Genomic DNA, 16,989 nt, shown 5'->3' with positions numbered 1-16,989 from the left:
GTGCGGGTTTGCCGTGCCGAGACGGCCCAGGTCGCGCGCTCGTCCTGCGGGGACACTCCGCCGTGTCCCCGCCCCACCGGCCCGTGCTGCTGGAGGGGGGGACGGGCAGGGGTGTCCCGCAGGACGAGCGCGCGACCAGGCCCGTCTGGCCGGGCCAGGGCCGCACGCGCCGAGCCGAGGAGACACCCCTGCCCGGCCCCCCGACCCACCCGCACCACGCCCCGCGGCACGGCTCCGGCCGGACAACACCACCGCTCCCGGAACCGGCTCGCACGGCTGGAGGGGGGACGGGGAGGGGTGTCCCCGCAGGACGAGGCGCGACCAAGCCCCCCTGGCCGGGCCAGGGCCGCACGCGCCGAGCCGAGGAGACACCCCTGCCCGTCCCCCCGACCCACCCGCACCACGCCCCAGCCGCACACTCCGGCCGGAGCCCCGCAAAGCAACCCCGCCGAGCTCAGAGGTGGCCCGTGTCGTTCCAGCGTTCCAGGGCCGGGGCGCCGTAGGCCCAGCCCAGGACCGAGAGGGACGTCGGGTCCAGGCGGATGCGGGCGCCGAAGGACGCGTCGAAGCCCAGCCAGCGCGCGGCCAGCGTGCGCAGGATGTGCCCGTGGGCGAAGACCAGCACGTCCCGCTCCGCCGAGCGCGCCCACGCCACCACCTCGTCGGCACGCGCCGAGACGTCGGCCACCGACTCGCCGCCCGGGACGCCGTCACGCCAGATCAGCCAGCCCGGCCGGACCGCCTGGATCTCGGCCGGGGTCATGCCCTCGTACTCGCCGTAGTCCCACTCCAGCAGCGCGTCCCACGGTTCGGCCCGGGCGCCGAAGCCCGCCAGGTCACAGCTCTCGCTCGCGCGGACCAGCGGGCTGGTGCGCACCTCCAGGCCGGGCAGGCCCTTCCACGGGTCGCGGGCCAGGCGTTCGCCGAGCAGTTTCGCGCCCTGTTTGCCCTCCTCCAGCAGCGGCACGTCCGTGCGTCCGGTGTGTTTTCCGAGCTGGGACCACGCCGTCTGGCCGTGACGGGCCAGCAGGATGCGGGGGGCCATGCGAATCTCCCGATCGGTGCGTTTCGTCGTCCGCCCATCATCCATCACGCCCCGGGCCGCCTCTCCCACCGGCCCTTTTCCGCGCTCCGCACACGATTGTCAGTGGCGGATGGGACACTTCCGCGGGTGAGCTCTTACCCGCCCCGCAGCCCCGCGCAGCCGACCACGCTGCGGCAGCGGCTCGCCGGCCTGCGCGGTCCTGACGTACAGCCCCGCCCGCTCGACGCCCGGGCGCTGGCGGCCCTCGCCGCCAACCCCGGCTGCGGCAGACGCGCCCTGCTCGACGGCGCCGGTGTGGACAAGAACGCCCTGGCCACGGCTCTCGGTTCGCCCGCCGCCTTCGGGCAGTCGCAGTTCGCCATCGTCCGCGGGAACTCCTTCGAGGCGAAGGTGAAGGGCGACGGCGGTGCCGAGCTGCTGCGGCTGGTCCACGGGCATCTGGATCCGGCCGCCGAGCCGCCCGGGGCCGGCGCCCGCGTCCCCGACCTGACGGCCGCCGGGCCCGAGGGCCGCGCCGCCCGGACCGCCCTGGCCCTGCGCGAGGCCACCGCGGCGCAGGAGTGGACGCTGCTGGACCACCCGATGCTGGCCCTGGAGGTGGCCGGTTCCCCGGCCTATCTGGAGCCGGATGCCGTCGTCGTGCACCCCGACGGCCGCTGGACCGTGGTGGAGATCAAATCGTTCCCCATGATCGACGCGGCCGCGGACGCCGCGAAGGTGGGCGCGGCGGCCCGGCAGGCCGCCGTCTACGTGCTGGCCCTGGAGCGGACCGCCGGGAAGCTGGCCGGCGCCGAGGTCGGGCACACCGTGCTGCTGGTCTGCCCGAAGGACTTCTCCAACCTGCCCACGGCCGCTCCCGTCGACATCCGCCGCGAGCGCTCGGTGACCCGCCGCCAGCTGGACCGGCTGACCCGGGTCGAGGAGCTGGCCGCGGCGCTGCCCGAGGGGCTCAGCTTCGATCCGAAGCGGACCGCCGAGGAGCTGGCCGAGGCGGTCTCCGCGGTGGACGCCGCCTACGCCCCCGAGTGCCTGGCCGCCTGCGAGCTGGCCTTCCACTGCCGGGAGCGGGCCCGCGCCGCCGACGAGGTGACCACGCTGGGCCGTTCCGTACGGGGTGAGCTGGGCTCGCTGACCACCGTCGAGGAGGCCCTCGCGGCGGCCGCCGGCGGCGGCTGCGCCGAGGATCCCACCGCCGCCGCCCTGCACCGCGCGGCCCGGCTGCGCGCCGAGGCGCTGGAGACCGCCGCCGCCCGTCCCCGTCCGCACGTTCCGGAGATCCCCGAATGCCCCTGCTGAGCACCCTGGCCCGGCTGGAGGCCGTCCGCGCGGGCCGCGCCCAGCCGCTCGCGACGGTGCGCCACCGTCACCTGAGCGAGAAGCCGCTGGTCTTCGTGCCGCTGACGACGGCCGGTGAGGCCGGTGCCCCGCTCGGCGCGCTGGTCGGCACCGACCGGCACGATCCGCGCGTCTTCGTGATACCCCAGCCCCGTGACCGGGACCTGCGCTGGGCGTTCCTCGCCGACCTCGCGGTGCACGTGCTGGCGCACATCGAGGCGTACGCCGACGAGGTGGAGCCGGCCGAGCGCAGCGAGACCGATCCGGAGACGGGCAAGCGGGTCAAGGTCGAGACGGAGCTGTGCGTGGACGCCCCACAGCTGATCGTGCCGAGCCGGGCGGGCATCGAGTACGTGCGGCTGCTCGGGCGGTCGATGCGGTTCCGGCGCACCGCGGAGGAGGATCCGGACAATCCCTTCCCGGCGCCGTCGCGGGTGCCGCTGCTGGGCCGCTGGTTCACGCACCTCGGTGAGCGCGCACGGGTGCCCGGGTCCTCGATGCTGCTGTCGGCGACGGATCTGCTGTCGCGGCACTGGGCGACGGGCCAGAGCAATCTGGAGGACCAGCACCTGGGCGCGCTCCTGGCCTGGATCGCCCCGCCGGGTGGCGGGTCGGGGGCGGAGGCGGCCCTGCGTGCGGAGCTGGGCCGGGACGAGCACGGCCAGTTGCTGTGCCCGCCGGCCGGTCCGGCCACCGATCCGGCCTTCGACAACAAGCTGCTGGCGCCGGCCATCGCCCGCTACGACGCGGCGCGCGCGGCCCTGGCGGCCGGGCCGGGGGACGACGACCGTGAGGTGCGGACGGCCGAACGGGCCGTGCGCCGGCTGGTCGTGGACCAGATGTCGAGCACCTGGTGGGCGACGTGGGAGGCGATCGACCTGGTCCGCGGGCTGCCGCCGGGCGAGCGGGTGCAGGAGCGCTGGACGCGCGACCGCTGGTCGTACACGGGTCACCGGGACCGGGTACGGGCGGGCGAGCCGCCGCAGCCGCGCCGCGACGACGCGGTGACCGCGGCCCGGAAGCTGGCCACGCGGGAGACCGAGCAGGTGCGGCTGGACGCCCAGGAGGCGCTGGACGACCCGCTCGTGATGGCGGGCCGGCGGCTGGCGGGCGAGGCCTTCGCGGGCGAGGTCACCGAGGTGGTGATGGAGTGGACGGAGTCGAAGCGGCCGAGTCCGCGTCCGCTGGTGACGGTGTCCACGGAGGACCGGCCGCAGCTCGCGGACGGGGGCGCGGTGAAGGTGTACCGCTCCCTGGACGGGCGGCCGCAGAGCGCGCAGTTCGTCCGTGTCGAGGAGGACGGGCAGGTGGTGCTGCGGCTCCTCGACAAGATGGGCCGCGGCCGGGACCCGGAGCCGGGTTCCGTGCCCGAGAAGGGCGACCGCGTGTGCTGGACGCTGTTCGAGCACGACGCGCGCGGTGGCCCGAAGCTTCCCGACCCGGAGCGGACGCCGTGGACCCACGGCGGCCCGCCGGGGTCCGGGTCCGCCGTTCACCTTCCCGACGCCGTGACCGACGAGGACATCCTGTGACTCCTGTGTCCGCACCCGCCGTCTTCGACCCGGGTGCGGCGGCCGCCCGGGCGACCGCCGCGATCCTGCACGACACCCTGTACGGGACCGAGCGGGGTGTCGTGGTGGACTCTCCGCCGGGGGCCGGCAAGTCCACGCTGGTGGTCCGGGCGTCCCGGGAGCTGGCCGCGGCGGGGCGCCGGCTGATGGTGGTGGCGCAGACGAACGCGCAGGTCGACGACCTGGTGCTGCGGCTGGCCGAGAAGGATCCGGAGCTGAAGGTCGGCCGGCTGCACAGCAGTGAGGGGGATTCCTACGATCCGGCGCTGCGGGAGCTGCCGTCGGTGACCCTTTCGGCGAAGCCGGGGGATCTCGCGGAGCTGCCGATCACCATCTCGACGGCGGCGAAGTGGGCGTTCGTGAAGGACGTCGAGCCCTGGAGCCACGCGATCGTCGACGAGGCGTACCAGATGCGCTCCGACGCGCTGCTGGCGGTGGCGGGGCTGTTCGAGCGGGCGCTGTTCGTGGGCGACCCGGGGCAGCTGGACCCGTTCAGCGTGGTCGGCGCGGAGCAGTGGGCGGGGCTGTCCTACGATCCTTCGGCGTCGGCGGTGAGCACGCTGCTGGCGCACAACCCGCAGCTGCCGCAGCACCGGCTGCCGGTGTCCTGGCGGCTGCCGGCGACGGCGGCGCCGCTGGTGTCGCGGGCGTTCTACCCGTACACGCAGTTCCGCAGCGGTACGGGTCCGGGCGAGCGGAGGCTGTCGTACGGGGTGGCCTCGGACGGTTCGGGCCCGGACCGGGTGCTGGACGAGGCCGCGGAGGCGGGCTGGGGGCTGCTGGAGCTGCCTGCGCGCCACACCCCGCGGACCGATCCGGAGGCGGTCGGCGCGGTGGCCCTGGTGGTGCGCCGGGCCCTGGACCGGGGGGCCGTGACGTCCGACGAGCAGTCCTCGGGGCCGGTGGCGCTGACGGCCGACCGGATCGCGGTCGGTACGGCGCACCGCGACCAGGCGGCGGCGGTCCGCGCGGCGCTGGCCTCGCTGGGGGTCTCGGGGGTCACGGTGGACACGGCGAACCGGCTGCAGGGCCGCGAGTACGACCTGACGGTGGTCCTGCATCCGCTGTCGGGGCGCCCGGACGCGACGGCCTTCCATCTGGAGACGGGCCGGCTGTGCGTGCTGGCTTCGCGGCACCGGCACGCCTGTGTGGTGGTGGCCCGGGCGGGCATAGCGGAGCTGCTGGACGACCATCCGTCGACGGAGCCGGTGCAGCTGGGGGTGACGGTGAAGTTCCCGGACGGCTGGGAGGCGAACCACTCGGTCCTGGCGCACCTGGCGGAGCACCGGGTGCGCTGGCGGCCCTGAGGTCCCGTCCGCACAGTCCCGCCGGTCGGGCCGGGGTCCGCTCAGGGCCGGCCCTTGCGGGGGGCTTTGAGGTGGTGGCGGAGCACCTCGCCGACCTCGGCCAGGGCCTGGAGCTGCTGCGGGGTCAGGATGTCGATGAGGTGGCGGCGCACCGATTCCACGTGGAGCGGGGCGGCGTCGGTGATCGCGGCCACTCCGGCCGCGGTGAGGACCACCTCGGCGCCCCGGCCGTCGGTCGCGACGTCCTCGCGGCGGACGACGCCGCGCTGTTCCATGCGCGTGAGCTGGTGGGACAGCCTGCTGCGCGACCACTGCATCAGTTCGGCCAGGGCGCTGATCCGCATGCGGTGCCCATCGGTGGAGCCGAGCACGGACAGGACGTCGTAGTCGGCTTCGGAGAGCCCGCTGTCCTGTCCCAGGTCGCGGGCGATCTCCGCGTTGACCAGCGGGAACATCCGCCGCCACGCGTACCAGGCGTCCTGCTCGGCCTCGGTGAGCCACCGGGGTTCGGATGCGGGGGTCATGCCTTCCACTGTAACCAGATCGGTGACACATCATCTACCTGGTTGACACGTCATGCACATAACGCTTTCATTAGGTGACACATCAACAACTGCGCCCACGGGAGCCACCCCATGACCCGCCTGCATGTCGTCTCCGCCGCCACCCGGCCCACCTCCTCCGGCCGCCCGCTCGCCCAGTGGGTCACCGGCCGGGCCCGCGAGCACGGCGGCTTCGAGGTCACCCCCGTCGACCTCGCCGAGATCGCACTGCCCTTCCTGGACGAGCCCGAATACGCCTCCACCGGGAACTACGCCCATCAGCACACCCGCGACTGGAGCGCCCTGGTCGACTCCGCGGACGCCTTTCTCTTCGTCCTGCCGATGTACAACGGCGGCTTCACGGCGCCCTTCAAGAACGCCCTCGACTTCCTCTACAACGAGTGGAAGGGCAAGCCGGTCGGCATCGTCAGCTACAGCGCCGGCCCCACCGGCGGCGCCCCGGCCGCCGAGATGCTGCTTCCCGTCCTGACCCGCCTCGGCATGCTGCCCGCCGAGCACTCCGTCGCGATCCCGGGCATCCCGAAGCTGATCGGCGCCGAGGGCTTCGAGGCCCCCGAGACCCTCGCCGCCGAGCTGGCCGCCGTACTGGCGGACGTGGCCGGGCTGGCGGCGAAGCGCGCGGCGGAGGCGGCGGCGCAGGCGGTCGCGGTCACCGTCTGAGCGGCCTCCCGGCCGGGTGGCCGTACTCCGTACGGGGCTGACGGCCGATCACGTGAGCGACTCCCCCGCCACCGGCTCCACCCCTCCGCTCGCGCGCCCCATTCTCCGTTTCCCACCCGTCGGGGTGCGCCCTTGCGGGGCATTGGACAATGGACGGTGGCCCGGAAGGATTTCGCACGCGCACCAGGAGGACAGGGATGGCAGAGCCCGAGCGGACCGAGCGGCGGCCGCGGCCGGCGCCTCTGCTCTTCGAGCCCTCGGAGGCCGTGGCGGATCCGGAGCACTTCTTCGACCTGGAATCGATCGAGGACCCGCGCGAGCTGCTGGCCCGCGCGACCGAGCTGACCCTCGCCTTCCGGGCGGCGCAGGAGCGGGCGGTGGAGTTCCAGGCCCTGGCGGCGGCGCAGCTGGCGGATCCGCGGCGCTTCGACCGGCTCACCGCCGCGGCCATCGCCGAACGGGCCGAGTGGACCGAGGACTACGCCCGCAAGATGATCGAATTCGGTGAGACCCTCCAGCACGGCCGCGCCGACCTGGCGTGATCGCCGCGCGGCGCAGCGGCCCGGCATATGCGGGGGCAATGTACTCCAGACCTACTCACCCTGTCCCGATTTTCGGTAACTCCGAGGGTTCGGCTCGCTACGGCGGGTAGACCTTGGCATATGACGACGCTGACGACGGCTCACGGATGCACCGCCCTCCACGCGCGCGGCGAGCGCACGCGCACCGCGCCCGCCACGCACGTCACCCCGCAGGGAGCCGCTTGGCTGACCTCGGCCTCCGCGCATCCCCGGCGCACGCTCGCGCTGTGGGAGGCCCGGTCCGGCCTGCCGGCCAGGCTGCCCTGCGGGGAGGTCTTCGACGTCGTCAACGTCCCGCTGGTCCTCGGGCGGCGCGTCCTGGACCTGCTCTGGGCCGAGGGCCCCGGCTCCGGCCCGGTGGCCGTGCACCGCGGCCGGATGCTGCTCTTCGCCGCCCCCGGCACCGCACACCGGCTGCCCGCACTGCTGGCGTGGGAGGAGTGGGGGGCCTCACGCACCGCCCCGGCGCCCCTGTGCCACGGCCGGGGCGACGCCGTCACCGTGCCGCCGCTCGCCGCCGGCCCCGGCCCGTCGCGGTGGGTCGTGGCCCCCGACACCCGGGAGCCCTGGCTTCCCGGGCCGGAGGCGCTGCTCTGGGCCTTCGTGCGGGCGGCGCGTACCGCCGCACCGGCGGGACCTGGGGATATCGATTTTTCGTTCCGCCGATCCTCCTGCTAATGTCTTCCTCGTCAGCAAGCGCCGCTAGCTCAGTTGGTTAGAGCAGCTGACTCTTAATCAGCGGGTCCGGGGTTCGAGTCCCTGGCGGCGCACANAAGCGCCGCTAGCTCAGTTGGTTAGAGCAGCTGACTCTTAATCAGCGGGTCCGGGGTTCGAGTCCCTGGCGGCGCACAGACGGAAGAAGGCCCCCCACGCGAGTGGGGGGCCTTCTTCGTGTGCCCTCACCCCGTCACGTCGTGATCTTCACCGTGTACGCGCCGGACCGGGTGCGGTCGGCCACCTCGATGGTGATCCGCTCCCCCGGCACCGTGTACGTCTCGCCCACCTCCAGCGGCGCGTCGGCCAGCGGCGGGTACACCGAGCGGTCCCAGCACGCCTCCGTCTCCGGGTGGGCGTCCAGCACCTCGATGGGGCCGCCGCCCGAGGCCGCCTCGTTGCGTACCCGGTAGACGAGTACGCCTTCGGTGCAGGTGTCGCCGTCGTTGCCGGACGAGCCCCGCGCCTCGACGGCGATCACGCTGCCGGGTCCCGTACGGACGACCGCGAGCCGGGTGCCGCCCGTGCCGCCGCTCGGCGGGGCCTGCCCCAGCGGCTGCAGGGTGTGCAGCGACGAGCCCGACTGCACGCAGTCCACCTGGGAGGCGTCCAGCCAGCCCAGCTTCCACTTGTGCCAGGCGAAGAGGTCCGGGGACATCCCGAACTGGCTGCCCATGACGTCCCAGTCCCCGACGTAGGTGTCCCAGTCGCCCTTGCCGTCCGTGGGCCGGTGGTACAGGTCGGGCAGGTCGAAGACGTGCCCGGTCTCGTGGGCCAGCACGTTGCGGTCCGGCGGGTGACGCTCGAAGACGGTGACGATCCGCCGCAGTTCCGCGCCGTCGGCGACGATCGGGCGGTCGAAGTTCACGACCTTCGTGGCGTCGGAGTCGACCCCGGGCGCGTCCGGATCGGCGACGAAGTAGACGACGTCGTACTTGCCGAAGTCCACCCGGGCGTCGGCCGCGGCGACCGCGTCCCGCAGGTAGGCCGCCCGGTCGCCGGGGGCCCAGTCGCGCTTTATCCCGTACGCGGTGGACGGCTTGGGCATCCGGATCCACTGCTTCTGCGGGTGCGGGACCAGGCGGAACCGCCCGTACGAGGCCTGCTCGAAGAAGTCGCTGGTGGCGGGGAAGTAGTCGCGGGTGAGGAGTTCGGGGGTCAGGGTGCCGGTGTGGTCGGGGAAGGAGAGGAAGACCATGACCGCGTCGAGTGTGCGCTCCGGTTTGGGGTAGGCGCCGTTCCAGGTGTCCAGCCCGAGCGAGTGGTGCGCCGCCGTACGGGTCAGCGCGCAGGGCCCGGCGCCGGAGTCGGCCACCGCGGGACCCGCGACGAGCGACATGGCGGCGAGCGCCGTCAGGGAGGTGAGTGCCGCGGCGGTACTTCGGACGCGAGAGCGGTCCACTCCCCCGGGTGTCTGCTGTCGCGTCACATCGACCTCCGGTGGTGGATTCGTTCCTGTTTAGCCACCTTGAGGCGATTGTCTTACTAATGCCCTGTTCCGCTGCCCCACACGAGTGAGGGGTGCGGCAAGCCGGTGACCCCCGAGGTTCACGCGGTTGCCTACAGAACGTCACGACCGATCACCCGGGATCAGCGGGGGCCGCGTCCCGTTCAGAGCCGCGCAGAAACGATCACGCGATCATGGTCCGACGATCCGTCATCATGCCGAACCTCCGCGTCTCAACCGGTGACGCCGCTGGATAGGGCCTCCCGGCAGCCTCTATGATCGGCACACTTTCCTGCACGGACACTCACGAACACTGCGGGGCCAACGGTGAGCGGAACCTCAGAAGGAACCGGTTCGGCGGCCGACAGCATCCGATCGGCCATTACGGAGCGTCACCAGGCAGTGCCGTCGGTGCCGTCGGTGTCCCATCGCGCCGAGTCCGAGCTGCGCGACTACCGGGCCGCCTTCAACGCGGCGCACCTCGCCATGGCGGTCGTGGACCGCGAAGGCTACGTCGTCACGGCCAATCAGGCATTCGCCGGCCTGCTCGGCAGCGAACCGCACGCCCTCGTCCACCGCTGCGCCGCCGACCTGGTGGACCTGGCCGCGGAGGCCCGCACCTGGGCCGCGTACCAGGAGGTCCTGCGCGGGCGGCAGGCCCGGCTGCGCTGCACCCGCCGCCTCAAGCACCCCGACGGGCACTCGCTGTGGACCGAGGTGACCCTGGGGCCGGTTCCGGGCACCGGGAACGTCCTGCTGTCCGTCTCCGACATCAGCGACCGGCGCGACCTCCAGGCCCGGCTGCGGCACCTCCAGATGCACGACCCGGTCACGCGGCTGCCCAACCGCGCGCTGTTCTTCGAACGGCTCTCCGCCGCCCTGGAGGCGTCCTCCTACGACCACGGCGGCGGCACCGGCCGGATCGGCCTGTGCTACCTGGACCTCGACGGCTTCAAGGCCGTCAACGACACCCTCGGACACCGCGTCGGCGACCGGCTGCTGACGGCCGTCGCCTCCCGGCTGACCCAGTGTGCCGACCAGTCCGGCTACGGGCGCCGGGGCGGGCACCTGGTCGCACGGCTCGGCGGCGACGAGTTCGCCCTGCTCGTGGAGGACTCCACCGGTACCGAACAGCTCGCGGACCTGGCCCGCAACGTCCTGGCCGCCGTACAGGAGCCGTTCGACCTGGCCGGGCAGCGGCTGTCGGTCTCGGCGTCCATCGGCGTGGTGGAGCGGGCCACGGACGGGACCTCGGCGACCGGGCTGATGCAGGCCGCCGACACCACCCTGTACTGGGCCAAGGCGGACGGCAAGGCCCGCTGGACCCTCTTCGACCCGGAACGCAACGCGCACCGCATGACCCGGCAGGCGCTGTCCTCGACACTGCGGCCGGCCGTGGAGCGGGACGAGTTCGCGCTGGAGTACCAGCCGCTGGTGGACCTGGAGAGCGGCGCGCTGCGCGGGGTCGAGGCGCTGGTGCGCTGGAACCACCCGCAGTTCGGCACGCTCACGCCGAATCGGTTCATCGGTATCGCCGAGGAGGACGGCTCCATCGTCCAGCTGGGGCAGTGGGTGCTGCGGACGGCGTGCCGGCAGGCGCGGCGCTGGCAGATCGAACAGCCCAGCGACACCCCGGTCTTCGTGTCCGTCAACGTCGCCGTCCGGCAGGTGTGGGACTCCGACCTGGTGGGCGACGTCGCGGAGATCCTCGCCGAGACGGGCCTGGCGCCGCAGCTGCTGCAGCTGGAGCTGACCGAATCGGCGGTGATGGGCTCGGCCGGCCGGCCGTTGCAGGCCCTGCAGGCGCTGAGCGACATGGGCGTCCGTATCGCCATCGACGACTTCGGCACCGGCTATTCGAACCTGGCCTACCTCAGCCGGCTGCCGGTCTCGGTGCTGAAGCTGGACGGCTCGTTCGTCCGGGGCTTCCGCTACGACGAGGGCGCGCACCCGAACCCGGCCGACGAGACCATCGTGGAGGCCCTGGTGCAGCTCGCACACCGGCTCGGCCTCACCGTGACCGCGGAATGCGTGGAGACGGCGGGGCAGGCGGCCCGGCTGCGGCGCGTCGGCTGCGACACGGGCCAGGGCTGGCTGTACTCCCGCGCGGTGGCCCCGGACGTGATCGCCCGCATGATCGGGCGCCGTGTGGAGGCGGCGGCGCCGGATCCGGTGTCCGCTCCGGCCCCCTCCCAGCCCGACGAGCCGGCGCCGCACCCGCTGGTCTGAGCAGCGCCTATCCGCTGCGGCCCGGCAGGCCCGGCCAGTTCGACCCGATGGGCAGCGGGTAGCCGTCATCGACACGGTCGGCGGCGATGTCGTACCGCATGTACTGGGCGCCCTTGAAGAAGTACGCCTTGCCGTTGTTCCACACGATCCCGGCATCGACCCCGTCGCCCCACAGGCCGGGCCAGTACGGGTTGATCGGCAGCGGGTAGCCGGGGTCCACCCGGTCGGCGGCCACGTCATACCGCATGTACTGGTTGCCGCGGAAGAAGTACGCCTTGCCGTTGGGCCACAGGACGGCGGCATCGATCCGGTCGCTCCAGAGTCCGGGCCAATTCCCGGCGATCGGCTTCGGGTAACCGGGGTCCACCCGGTTGGCCGCGACGTCCCAGCGCATGTACTGGCCGTCGCGGAAGAAGTACACCTTGCCGTTGGGCCACGGGATGCCGGAATCCACGGTGTCCCACAGGCCCGGCCAGTTCCCGGCGATGGTCAGTACGTAGGCGGGGTCGACAACCCGGTCCTCCGCGATGTCGTAGCCCCTGTAGAGGGTGCCGCGCATGAAGTAGGCGTTGCCGTTGTTGTACATGATCGCCGCGTCGATGCCTCCGCCGCTCCAGAGTCCGGGCCAGTTCTCGCCGATCGCCCGGGGATAGGCCGGGGCGACCCGGTCCGCCGTGACGTCATAGCCGACGTACTGCCAGCCGCGCATCAGGTACGCCTTGCCGTCGTTCCACATCACGGCGCCCTGGATGCCGTCGCCCCACAGGCCGGGCCAGTTGCCGGCGATCGGCTTGGGGTATCCGGGGTCCACCTTGTCGGCTGCGATGTCGTAACGCATGTACTGGTCGTCGCGGAAGAAGTACGCCTTGCCGTTGTTCCAGACGATCCCGGCGTCGATCCGGTCGCCCCACAAGCCGGGCCAGTACTGTGCGGTGGGCAGCGGGTAGCCCGCGTCCACCTTGTCGGTCGCGATGTCGTAGCGCATGTACTGGCCGTCACGGAAGAAGTACGCCTTGCCGTTGGGCCACACCACACCCGCGTCGACCCGGTCGCTCCACAGACCGGGCCAGTTCGGGTTGATGGGCAGCGGGTAGCCGGGGTCGACGCGTCGGGTGCCGGGGTCGAGCCGGTAGTACTGACCGCCCGCGAACACGTACACCTTGCCGTTGGGCCAGAAAACGGGCGCGGTCAGCATGCGGAGGCTGAGCGTTTCGACGAAGGAGCTGTAGTTGTCTGCGTTCTTCGCCGCCTTGTCCGGGTTGCTGATCGCGAGGGCGCGCGAGGCCGGCAGGCCGTAGACGATGTCGTCGGTGTCGACGTTCGTGGCCGCGTGGCTCCACTCGTGGACGATGGCGCCGAACCGTGAATCGGTACCGGTTGCCGGCATCCCGTAGAAGGCCGGACAGACGTAGACGGTGTCCGATCCGAGGTGGGTGTAATTGGTGGTGTTGGCTCCGCAGCTCGGCGGGCTGAGGTCGTAGGTGATCCGCCTGTTCATCCAGGCACGGGTCCCGGCCATGCGGTCCCGCACGGTCTTGTAGCGGGAAGCGCTGTCCGCCCCGAACCATTCCCTGTAGAGGGCGTTGTCCGTCCGGCCGCTCCAGCTGTCCAGCTCGGCGATGGACGCATCCAGCCAGGCGCACGCGTTGTCGTGTGCGGCGAACACCTCGGCGAACCCCGGGGGCAGGGGGAGGTCCCGCAGCAGGGCCGACGGCCGTTCCGTGTCCGGGTCGATCACGATCCGCCGGGCGCCGTCCCTCGGCTGCTCGCTGCGCGCCCGCTCTCCCGCCGTCGAACGAGGGGGGCCGTCCGGCAGGAGTTCGAAGGACGTACCGACCGGGCCGAGAGTGAGTCCCTGGTGCTCGTGCCGGGGGCGTGCGGTGATGGCCTCGGTCCCGACGACGGGGATGACGTCGGCGAACCGCACCAGCAGGGTGACCTCGTACGCGCCGGGCTCGTCCAGCGCGTACGACTCCGATATGTCGAGCTCTTCGACGATGGTCTCGCCGACGTGGAGGGTGCGGTAGGAGTCGGCATCGGGATCTGTGCGGCTGACCATCCGCCCGTCGTAGGGAACGACCTCGTCCCCGTACCGGACCTCAAGGAAGTTGAAGACTTCACGTTCGAGCGGGGTGTTCCAGACGAGCAGCCTGTAGTCCCTGTCGCCCACGTTCTCCAGCTCGAAGGTGAAGGACACCGGTTCGCCCCGGCTGTAGGTAGGGGCTCCGCGGATCGCCAAACGGAAGTCGTCGCGCATGGGTCGACTCCTCACGCGAGGGGAGAGAGGAAGAGCGAGCGCTGAACGGTAGAAGTCCACAAAGGATCCACAGGCCCGCTCTTCCAGCGTCGACCACTCCCGACCGCCCCGCATCCCAGGGCTGCCGGGCGTTGCCTCAGAGACTCCGGACGAAGGCGGCGAAGGCCGCCGTCCCGACGGTGAACACGGGCCCGTCGGGATTCTTGGAGTCCCGCACGGCGACCCGACAGGGCTGCGCCGCCACCTCGACGCAGTCGCCGCCGGTGTTCCCGCTGTACGAAGCCTTGCGCCAGGCGGCGCTGCCGAGGGGTGCGCATTCGACGCAGTCACCACCGCTGGAACCGCTGTAGGACGACTTACGCCACAGCGCGCCCGTCAGGTTCCTGCTGCTTCCCATAGCGTTCCTCCATTACGCGAGCGATCAGCTCTGCCGACGCCCGGGGAGAGAGGGCCTCGGCCTGCAAGCGAGCGTAACCGAGTGAACGCTCCTTGATCACTTGCTGGTTGGCGGTCATGTGCCCACCGTCATAGCTCTCGCTGTAGTGAATGTCCGGGTCGCCCTCGAACCGCAGAAGATTGAACGAGCCCATCATCCCTGCGTGCTGGCCCACACTGAAGGGCAGCACCTGGATTTCCAGCCACGGCCGGTCTTGGAGGCTCAGCAGGTGGGCGAGCTGGTCGCGCATGACCTCACGGCTGCCGATCTCCCGGTGGAGCGTCGCCTCGTCCAGGACCACCCACAGCACCGGTGGGTTGTCGCGGGCGAGTACGCGTTGCCGGTCCATGCGGGCCGCCACAGAGGTGTCGAGCGTGCCGGGTTTCTCGACCCCCAGGACGGCCCGCGCGTACTCCTCCGTCTGCAGCAGTCCGTACACCAGCTGGCACTGATAGGTGGAGATGAACGCCGCACGCGCCTCCATCTCCGCGTACGGCTGGAACCAGCTCGGGAGAACACTCCGCAGGACAAGCCCCACCAGGCGGGAAAACACCCCTCCCGTACCCAGGGCCGCATCCACCCGTTCCGAGAAGTCACGGGTCGGGACGCGGCGGCCGTTCTCGATCATGCCGATCAGGGAGCCCGTGCAGAAGATGATCGCGCCGAGCTGTGACTGCTTGAGGCCCGCCTCTTCTCTCAGCCGACGCAGCTCGTAGCTGTAGTAGTCCAGCGGCGAGGCGCTGGGATCGATGTCGCGGGCCTGGACCATGAAACGGCACCCCCAAGCGGGAAACGGGCTTGTGGCCGAGCGTAGCGATCCCGCTACGGAAGGGTGGCCGGATCCGGCAACCATGTGACACACCTCCGCCCCGCCCCCGGGAGAGGGGACGGGGCGGGGGCGTCGCTCGGCGCGGGGTGGGGGGAGATCAGCAGGCGCCGAGGTCCTTCCAGACACCCCATTCACCGGTGGTGCCCGGCGTCTCGTTCTGCGTCCACCACTGGGCCTTGTACTTGCGGCCGTTGTGGGCGACCTCGTTGCCCGCGGTGTAGACGGTGCCCGCGACGTAGGCCGGGGTGGAGCCGCAGCCGGTCGGAGGCTGCGTGGTCGGCGGGGTCGTCGTCGGCGGCGTGGTGGTGGGCGGCGTGGTGACCGGCGGCTGCGTGGTGCCGCCCAGGGCGTCCGAGATCTGGCCCAGCAGCGTGGCGTTGTTGTCCAGGCCGAGCAGGGAGTACATCATCGCGCCCGCCAGACCCCGCTGCTTGCCGTAGTCCACCCGGGCCTGGATGGACTTCTGGTTCAGGCCGGTGAAGAACTCGCCGTCCTTGTAGAAGTACGAGGACTTCGACTGGTCGTCCCAGAAGGTGGTCGACGGGTTGTCGACGATGCCGCCGAGCTCCTTGTAGTGCGCGATGCCCGCCTGCTGGCTGAGCGGACGCGCGGCGGAGCCGCCGGTCGCGGTCTGGGCGAGGCCGTTGGTGGTGCCGGCCGGGACGCCCTTCCAGCCGCGGTAGTAGAACTCGTAGCCCAGGGTCAGCTTGTTGGCGGGGAAGCCGCCGGTGATGCCGTAGGCCGGGTTGCCGTCGATCCAGGAGTCGATGGCGTTGTCGATGCTGTACTTCTCGGCGCCCGGTGCGATCGGGTCGGTCGGGTCGGCCGCGGACGGGTACAGCGGGGACTGGTGGTAGGTGGGCCCGTCGCCGTCCCAGGCGCCGTGCATGTCGTAGGTCATGATGTTGGCGTAGTCCAAGTACTGGCCGATCTTGTCGGTCTCGATGTACTTGATCTTGTCCTGGCCGGCCGGGAGGGCCGCGGTCAGCAGGTACTTCTTGCCGCCGTTGGCCGCGCCCTCGGCGTCGAGCTGCTTGCGGAACTCCTGGAGCAGCAGCGTGAAGTTCTGCTTGTCCTCGGGGCCGTAGTGGTTGCCCAGGTGGCCGCCGGAGGAGCCCGGGTACTCCCAGTCGATGTCGATGCCGTCGAAGATGCCGGCCGCGGTGCCGGCGCCGCCGAAGCCGCCCTCCACCGGGAGGTCGCCCTTGATGTACTGCTTGATGCAGGAGGCGACGAACTTCTTGCGGGAGGCGTCGGTCTTGGCCGCGTCGTGGAAGTACTTGGAGTAGGTCCAGCCGCCCAGCGAGATGTTGATCTTCAGGTGGGGGTACTTGGCCTTCAGTTCCTTGAACTGGTTGAAGACGCCCACGATCGGCTGGTTCCAGGTATCGGCGACGCCGTCCACGCTGTCGGCCGCGCTGAAGGACTTCTGGTAGTCGGCGTAGCTGTCGCCCGCACCGTCACCGGCGTTGGGGTTGTTGTCGTCGCCGGCCGCCTTGTTGGCCTCGAAACAGGTGAGCTCGGTGGGGTGGATGTTGCCGAACGAGTAGTTCAGCACGTCGAGCTTGCCCGCTATGCCCCGCGTGTCGAGGTGCTTGGGGTAGAAGGCGTTCCCGTACACGCTCCACTGGTCGTAGTAGGCGATGCGGACGCCGCCCGCCGCCGCTCCGGTCGCGGCGTCGGCGGCCTGGGCCGTGCCGAGGCCGGCGAAGGAGGCAAGCGCTCCGGCTGCCAGCGCGGCCGTGGCGGCGGCCGCGACGAGGGGTTTACGGATGTGCATGAACTGCCTCCGGGGGGCTGGGAGGAGAGAGCGGGAGGTTCGGGTGAGAGAAGTGATAGCGATCACTCCAGCCCCGCGTCAATGGTTCGGACCAAAGAAGGACTAGACCACTCACGCGCCATTTCCCCAAGTCAGAGACCTGAGCGCACATCAGAAACCGCTCGCCACCCCGGGTGACGAGCGGTTTAAGGTTCCCTTGAGACACGCTCTCGCAAGGTTTTGGCAATGAACCAGC

13 protein-coding genes, 2 tRNA genes and 1 pseudogene are annotated in these 16,989 nt (G+C 71.6%); 9 read left to right on the top strand and 7 right to left on the bottom strand.

What is annotated here, in order from left to right; genetic code table 11:
• Nucleotides 1-454: 454 nt before the first annotated feature.
• Nucleotides 455-1,045, bottom strand: coding sequence for a histidine phosphatase family protein (locus AAT21_RS00825; RefSeq protein WP_046774795.1), 591 nt, complete (start codon nucleotides 1,043-1,045; stop codon nucleotides 455-457).
• A 126-nt stretch (nucleotides 1,046-1,171) separates the two neighbouring features.
• Between AAT21_RS00825 and AAT21_RS00820 the strand changes: the two genes are divergently transcribed.
• From AAT21_RS00820 to AAT21_RS00810, 3 genes are read left to right on the top strand one after another with little or no spacing between them, the layout of a single operon-like run.
• Nucleotides 1,172-2,341 (top strand): hypothetical protein, encoded by a 1,170-nt coding sequence (locus tag AAT21_RS00820; RefSeq protein WP_107081169.1) that lies wholly within the window; start codon nucleotides 1,172-1,174, stop codon nucleotides 2,339-2,341.
• A complete protein-coding gene (locus AAT21_RS37300) occupies nucleotides 2,329-3,912 on the top strand; it encodes a hypothetical protein (RefSeq protein ID WP_046774793.1) in 1,584 nt (527 codons plus the stop codon). Before AAT21_RS00820 ends, AAT21_RS37300 begins: the two co-directional genes overlap by 13 nt.
• Nucleotides 3,909-5,258 carry an AAA domain-containing protein gene (locus tag AAT21_RS00810; RefSeq protein ID WP_046774792.1) on the top strand — a complete coding sequence of 450 codons (1,350 nt, stop codon included), beginning with the start codon at nucleotides 3,909-3,911 and terminating at the stop codon, nucleotides 5,256-5,258. The genes AAT21_RS37300 and AAT21_RS00810 overlap by 4 nt, the downstream gene beginning before the upstream one ends.
• A 41-nt stretch (nucleotides 5,259-5,299) precedes the next feature.
• On the opposite strand, the gene AAT21_RS00805 is transcribed toward AAT21_RS00810, so the two are convergent.
• The gene (locus AAT21_RS00805) at nucleotides 5,300-5,782 is read right to left on the bottom strand and encodes a MarR family winged helix-turn-helix transcriptional regulator (RefSeq protein WP_046774791.1); all 483 of its coding nucleotides are present in this window, start codon (nucleotides 5,780-5,782) and stop codon (nucleotides 5,300-5,302) included.
• Nucleotides 5,783-5,893: 111 nt separating this feature from the next.
• On the opposite strand from AAT21_RS00805, the gene AAT21_RS00800 reads away from it, so the two are divergent.
• From AAT21_RS00800 to AAT21_RS00780, 5 genes and pseudogenes are all read left to right on the top strand, one after another.
• Entirely contained in the window at nucleotides 5,894-6,481 is a 588-nt protein-coding gene (locus tag AAT21_RS00800; protein ID WP_046774790.1) for an NADPH-dependent FMN reductase, read from the top strand.
• Between the two features lie 197 nt (nucleotides 6,482-6,678).
• A complete protein-coding gene (locus tag AAT21_RS00795) occupies nucleotides 6,679-7,023 on the top strand; it encodes a hypothetical protein (RefSeq protein ID WP_046774789.1) in 345 nt (114 codons plus the stop codon).
• Between the two features lie 120 nt (nucleotides 7,024-7,143).
• Nucleotides 7,144-7,768: pseudogene (locus AAT21_RS00790) on the top strand (bifunctional DNA primase/polymerase).
• A tRNA-Lys gene (locus tag AAT21_RS00785) sits at nucleotides 7,759-7,832 on the top strand. The pseudogene AAT21_RS00790 and the gene AAT21_RS00785 overlap by 10 nt, the downstream one beginning before the upstream one ends.
• A gap of 5 nt (nucleotides 7,833-7,837) precedes the next feature.
• Nucleotides 7,838-7,911, top strand: a tRNA-Lys gene (locus AAT21_RS00780).
• Between the two features lie 58 nt (nucleotides 7,912-7,969).
• Here AAT21_RS00780 and AAT21_RS00775 read toward each other — a convergent pair.
• Nucleotides 7,970-9,205, bottom strand: a complete 1,236-nt coding sequence (locus tag AAT21_RS00775; protein WP_079025373.1) for a M6 family metalloprotease domain-containing protein — start codon at nucleotides 9,203-9,205, stop codon at nucleotides 7,970-7,972.
• A 345-nt stretch (nucleotides 9,206-9,550) separates the two neighbouring features.
• Between AAT21_RS00775 and AAT21_RS00770 the strand changes: the two genes are divergently transcribed.
• A complete protein-coding gene (locus AAT21_RS00770; protein WP_046774786.1) occupies nucleotides 9,551-11,452 on the top strand; it encodes a putative bifunctional diguanylate cyclase/phosphodiesterase in 1,902 nt (633 codons plus the stop codon).
• 7 nt (nucleotides 11,453-11,459) lie between these two features.
• Here AAT21_RS00770 and AAT21_RS34290 read toward each other — a convergent pair whose 3' ends face one another.
• The 4 genes from AAT21_RS34290 to AAT21_RS00745 form a co-directional block, all read right to left on the bottom strand.
• The gene (locus tag AAT21_RS34290) at nucleotides 11,460-13,709 is read right to left on the bottom strand and encodes a hemopexin repeat-containing protein (protein WP_052757607.1); all 2,250 of its coding nucleotides are present in this window, start codon (nucleotides 13,707-13,709) and stop codon (nucleotides 11,460-11,462) included.
• A 136-nt stretch (nucleotides 13,710-13,845) separates the two neighbouring features.
• Nucleotides 13,846-14,106, bottom strand: coding sequence for a DUF397 domain-containing protein (locus AAT21_RS00755; protein ID WP_046774785.1), 261 nt, complete (start codon nucleotides 14,104-14,106; stop codon nucleotides 13,846-13,848).
• Nucleotides 14,066-14,914, bottom strand: a complete 849-nt coding sequence (locus AAT21_RS00750) for a helix-turn-helix domain-containing protein (RefSeq protein ID WP_046774784.1) — start codon at nucleotides 14,912-14,914, stop codon at nucleotides 14,066-14,068. Before AAT21_RS00750 ends, AAT21_RS00755 begins: the two co-directional genes overlap by 41 nt.
• 157 nt (nucleotides 14,915-15,071) lie before the next feature.
• A complete protein-coding gene (locus tag AAT21_RS00745) occupies nucleotides 15,072-16,754 on the bottom strand; it encodes a glycosyl hydrolase family 18 protein (protein WP_046774783.1) in 1,683 nt (560 codons plus the stop codon).
• Nucleotides 16,755-16,989 lie beyond the last annotated feature (235 nt).

It is taken from the genome of Streptomyces yangpuensis (assembly GCF_001005295.1).
GTDB lineage: Bacteria > Actinomycetota > Actinomycetes > Streptomycetales > Streptomycetaceae > Streptomyces > Streptomyces yangpuensis.
This window is presented reverse-complemented; position numbering and strand designations above follow the sequence as displayed.

Excerpts from the sequence above, each read along its gene's own strand:
- AAT21_RS00825 (WP_046774795.1), bottom strand. The coding sequence starts at position 1,045 with ATGGCCCCCCGCATCCTGCTGGCCCGTCACGGCCAGACGGCGTGGTCC.
- AAT21_RS34290 (WP_052757607.1), bottom strand. The coding sequence starts at position 13,709 with ATGCGCGACGACTTCCGTTTGGCGATCCGCGGAGCCCCTACCTACAGC.
- AAT21_RS37300 (WP_046774793.1), top strand. The coding sequence starts at position 2,329 with ATGCCCCTGCTGAGCACCCTGGCCCGGCTGGAGGCCGTCCGCGCGGGC.
- AAT21_RS00755 (WP_046774785.1), bottom strand. The coding sequence starts at position 14,106 with ATGGGAAGCAGCAGGAACCTGACGGGCGCGCTGTGGCGTAAGTCGTCC.
- AAT21_RS00805 (WP_046774791.1), bottom strand. The coding sequence starts at position 5,782 with ATGACCCCCGCATCCGAACCCCGGTGGCTCACCGAGGCCGAGCAGGAC.
- AAT21_RS00750 (WP_046774784.1), bottom strand. The coding sequence starts at position 14,914 with ATGGTCCAGGCCCGCGACATCGATCCCAGCGCCTCGCCGCTGGACTAC.
- AAT21_RS00800 (WP_046774790.1), top strand. The coding sequence starts at position 5,894 with ATGACCCGCCTGCATGTCGTCTCCGCCGCCACCCGGCCCACCTCCTCC.
- AAT21_RS00745 (WP_046774783.1), bottom strand. The coding sequence starts at position 16,754 with ATGCACATCCGTAAACCCCTCGTCGCGGCCGCCGCCACGGCCGCGCTG.
- AAT21_RS00795 (WP_046774789.1), top strand. The coding sequence starts at position 6,679 with ATGGCAGAGCCCGAGCGGACCGAGCGGCGGCCGCGGCCGGCGCCTCTG.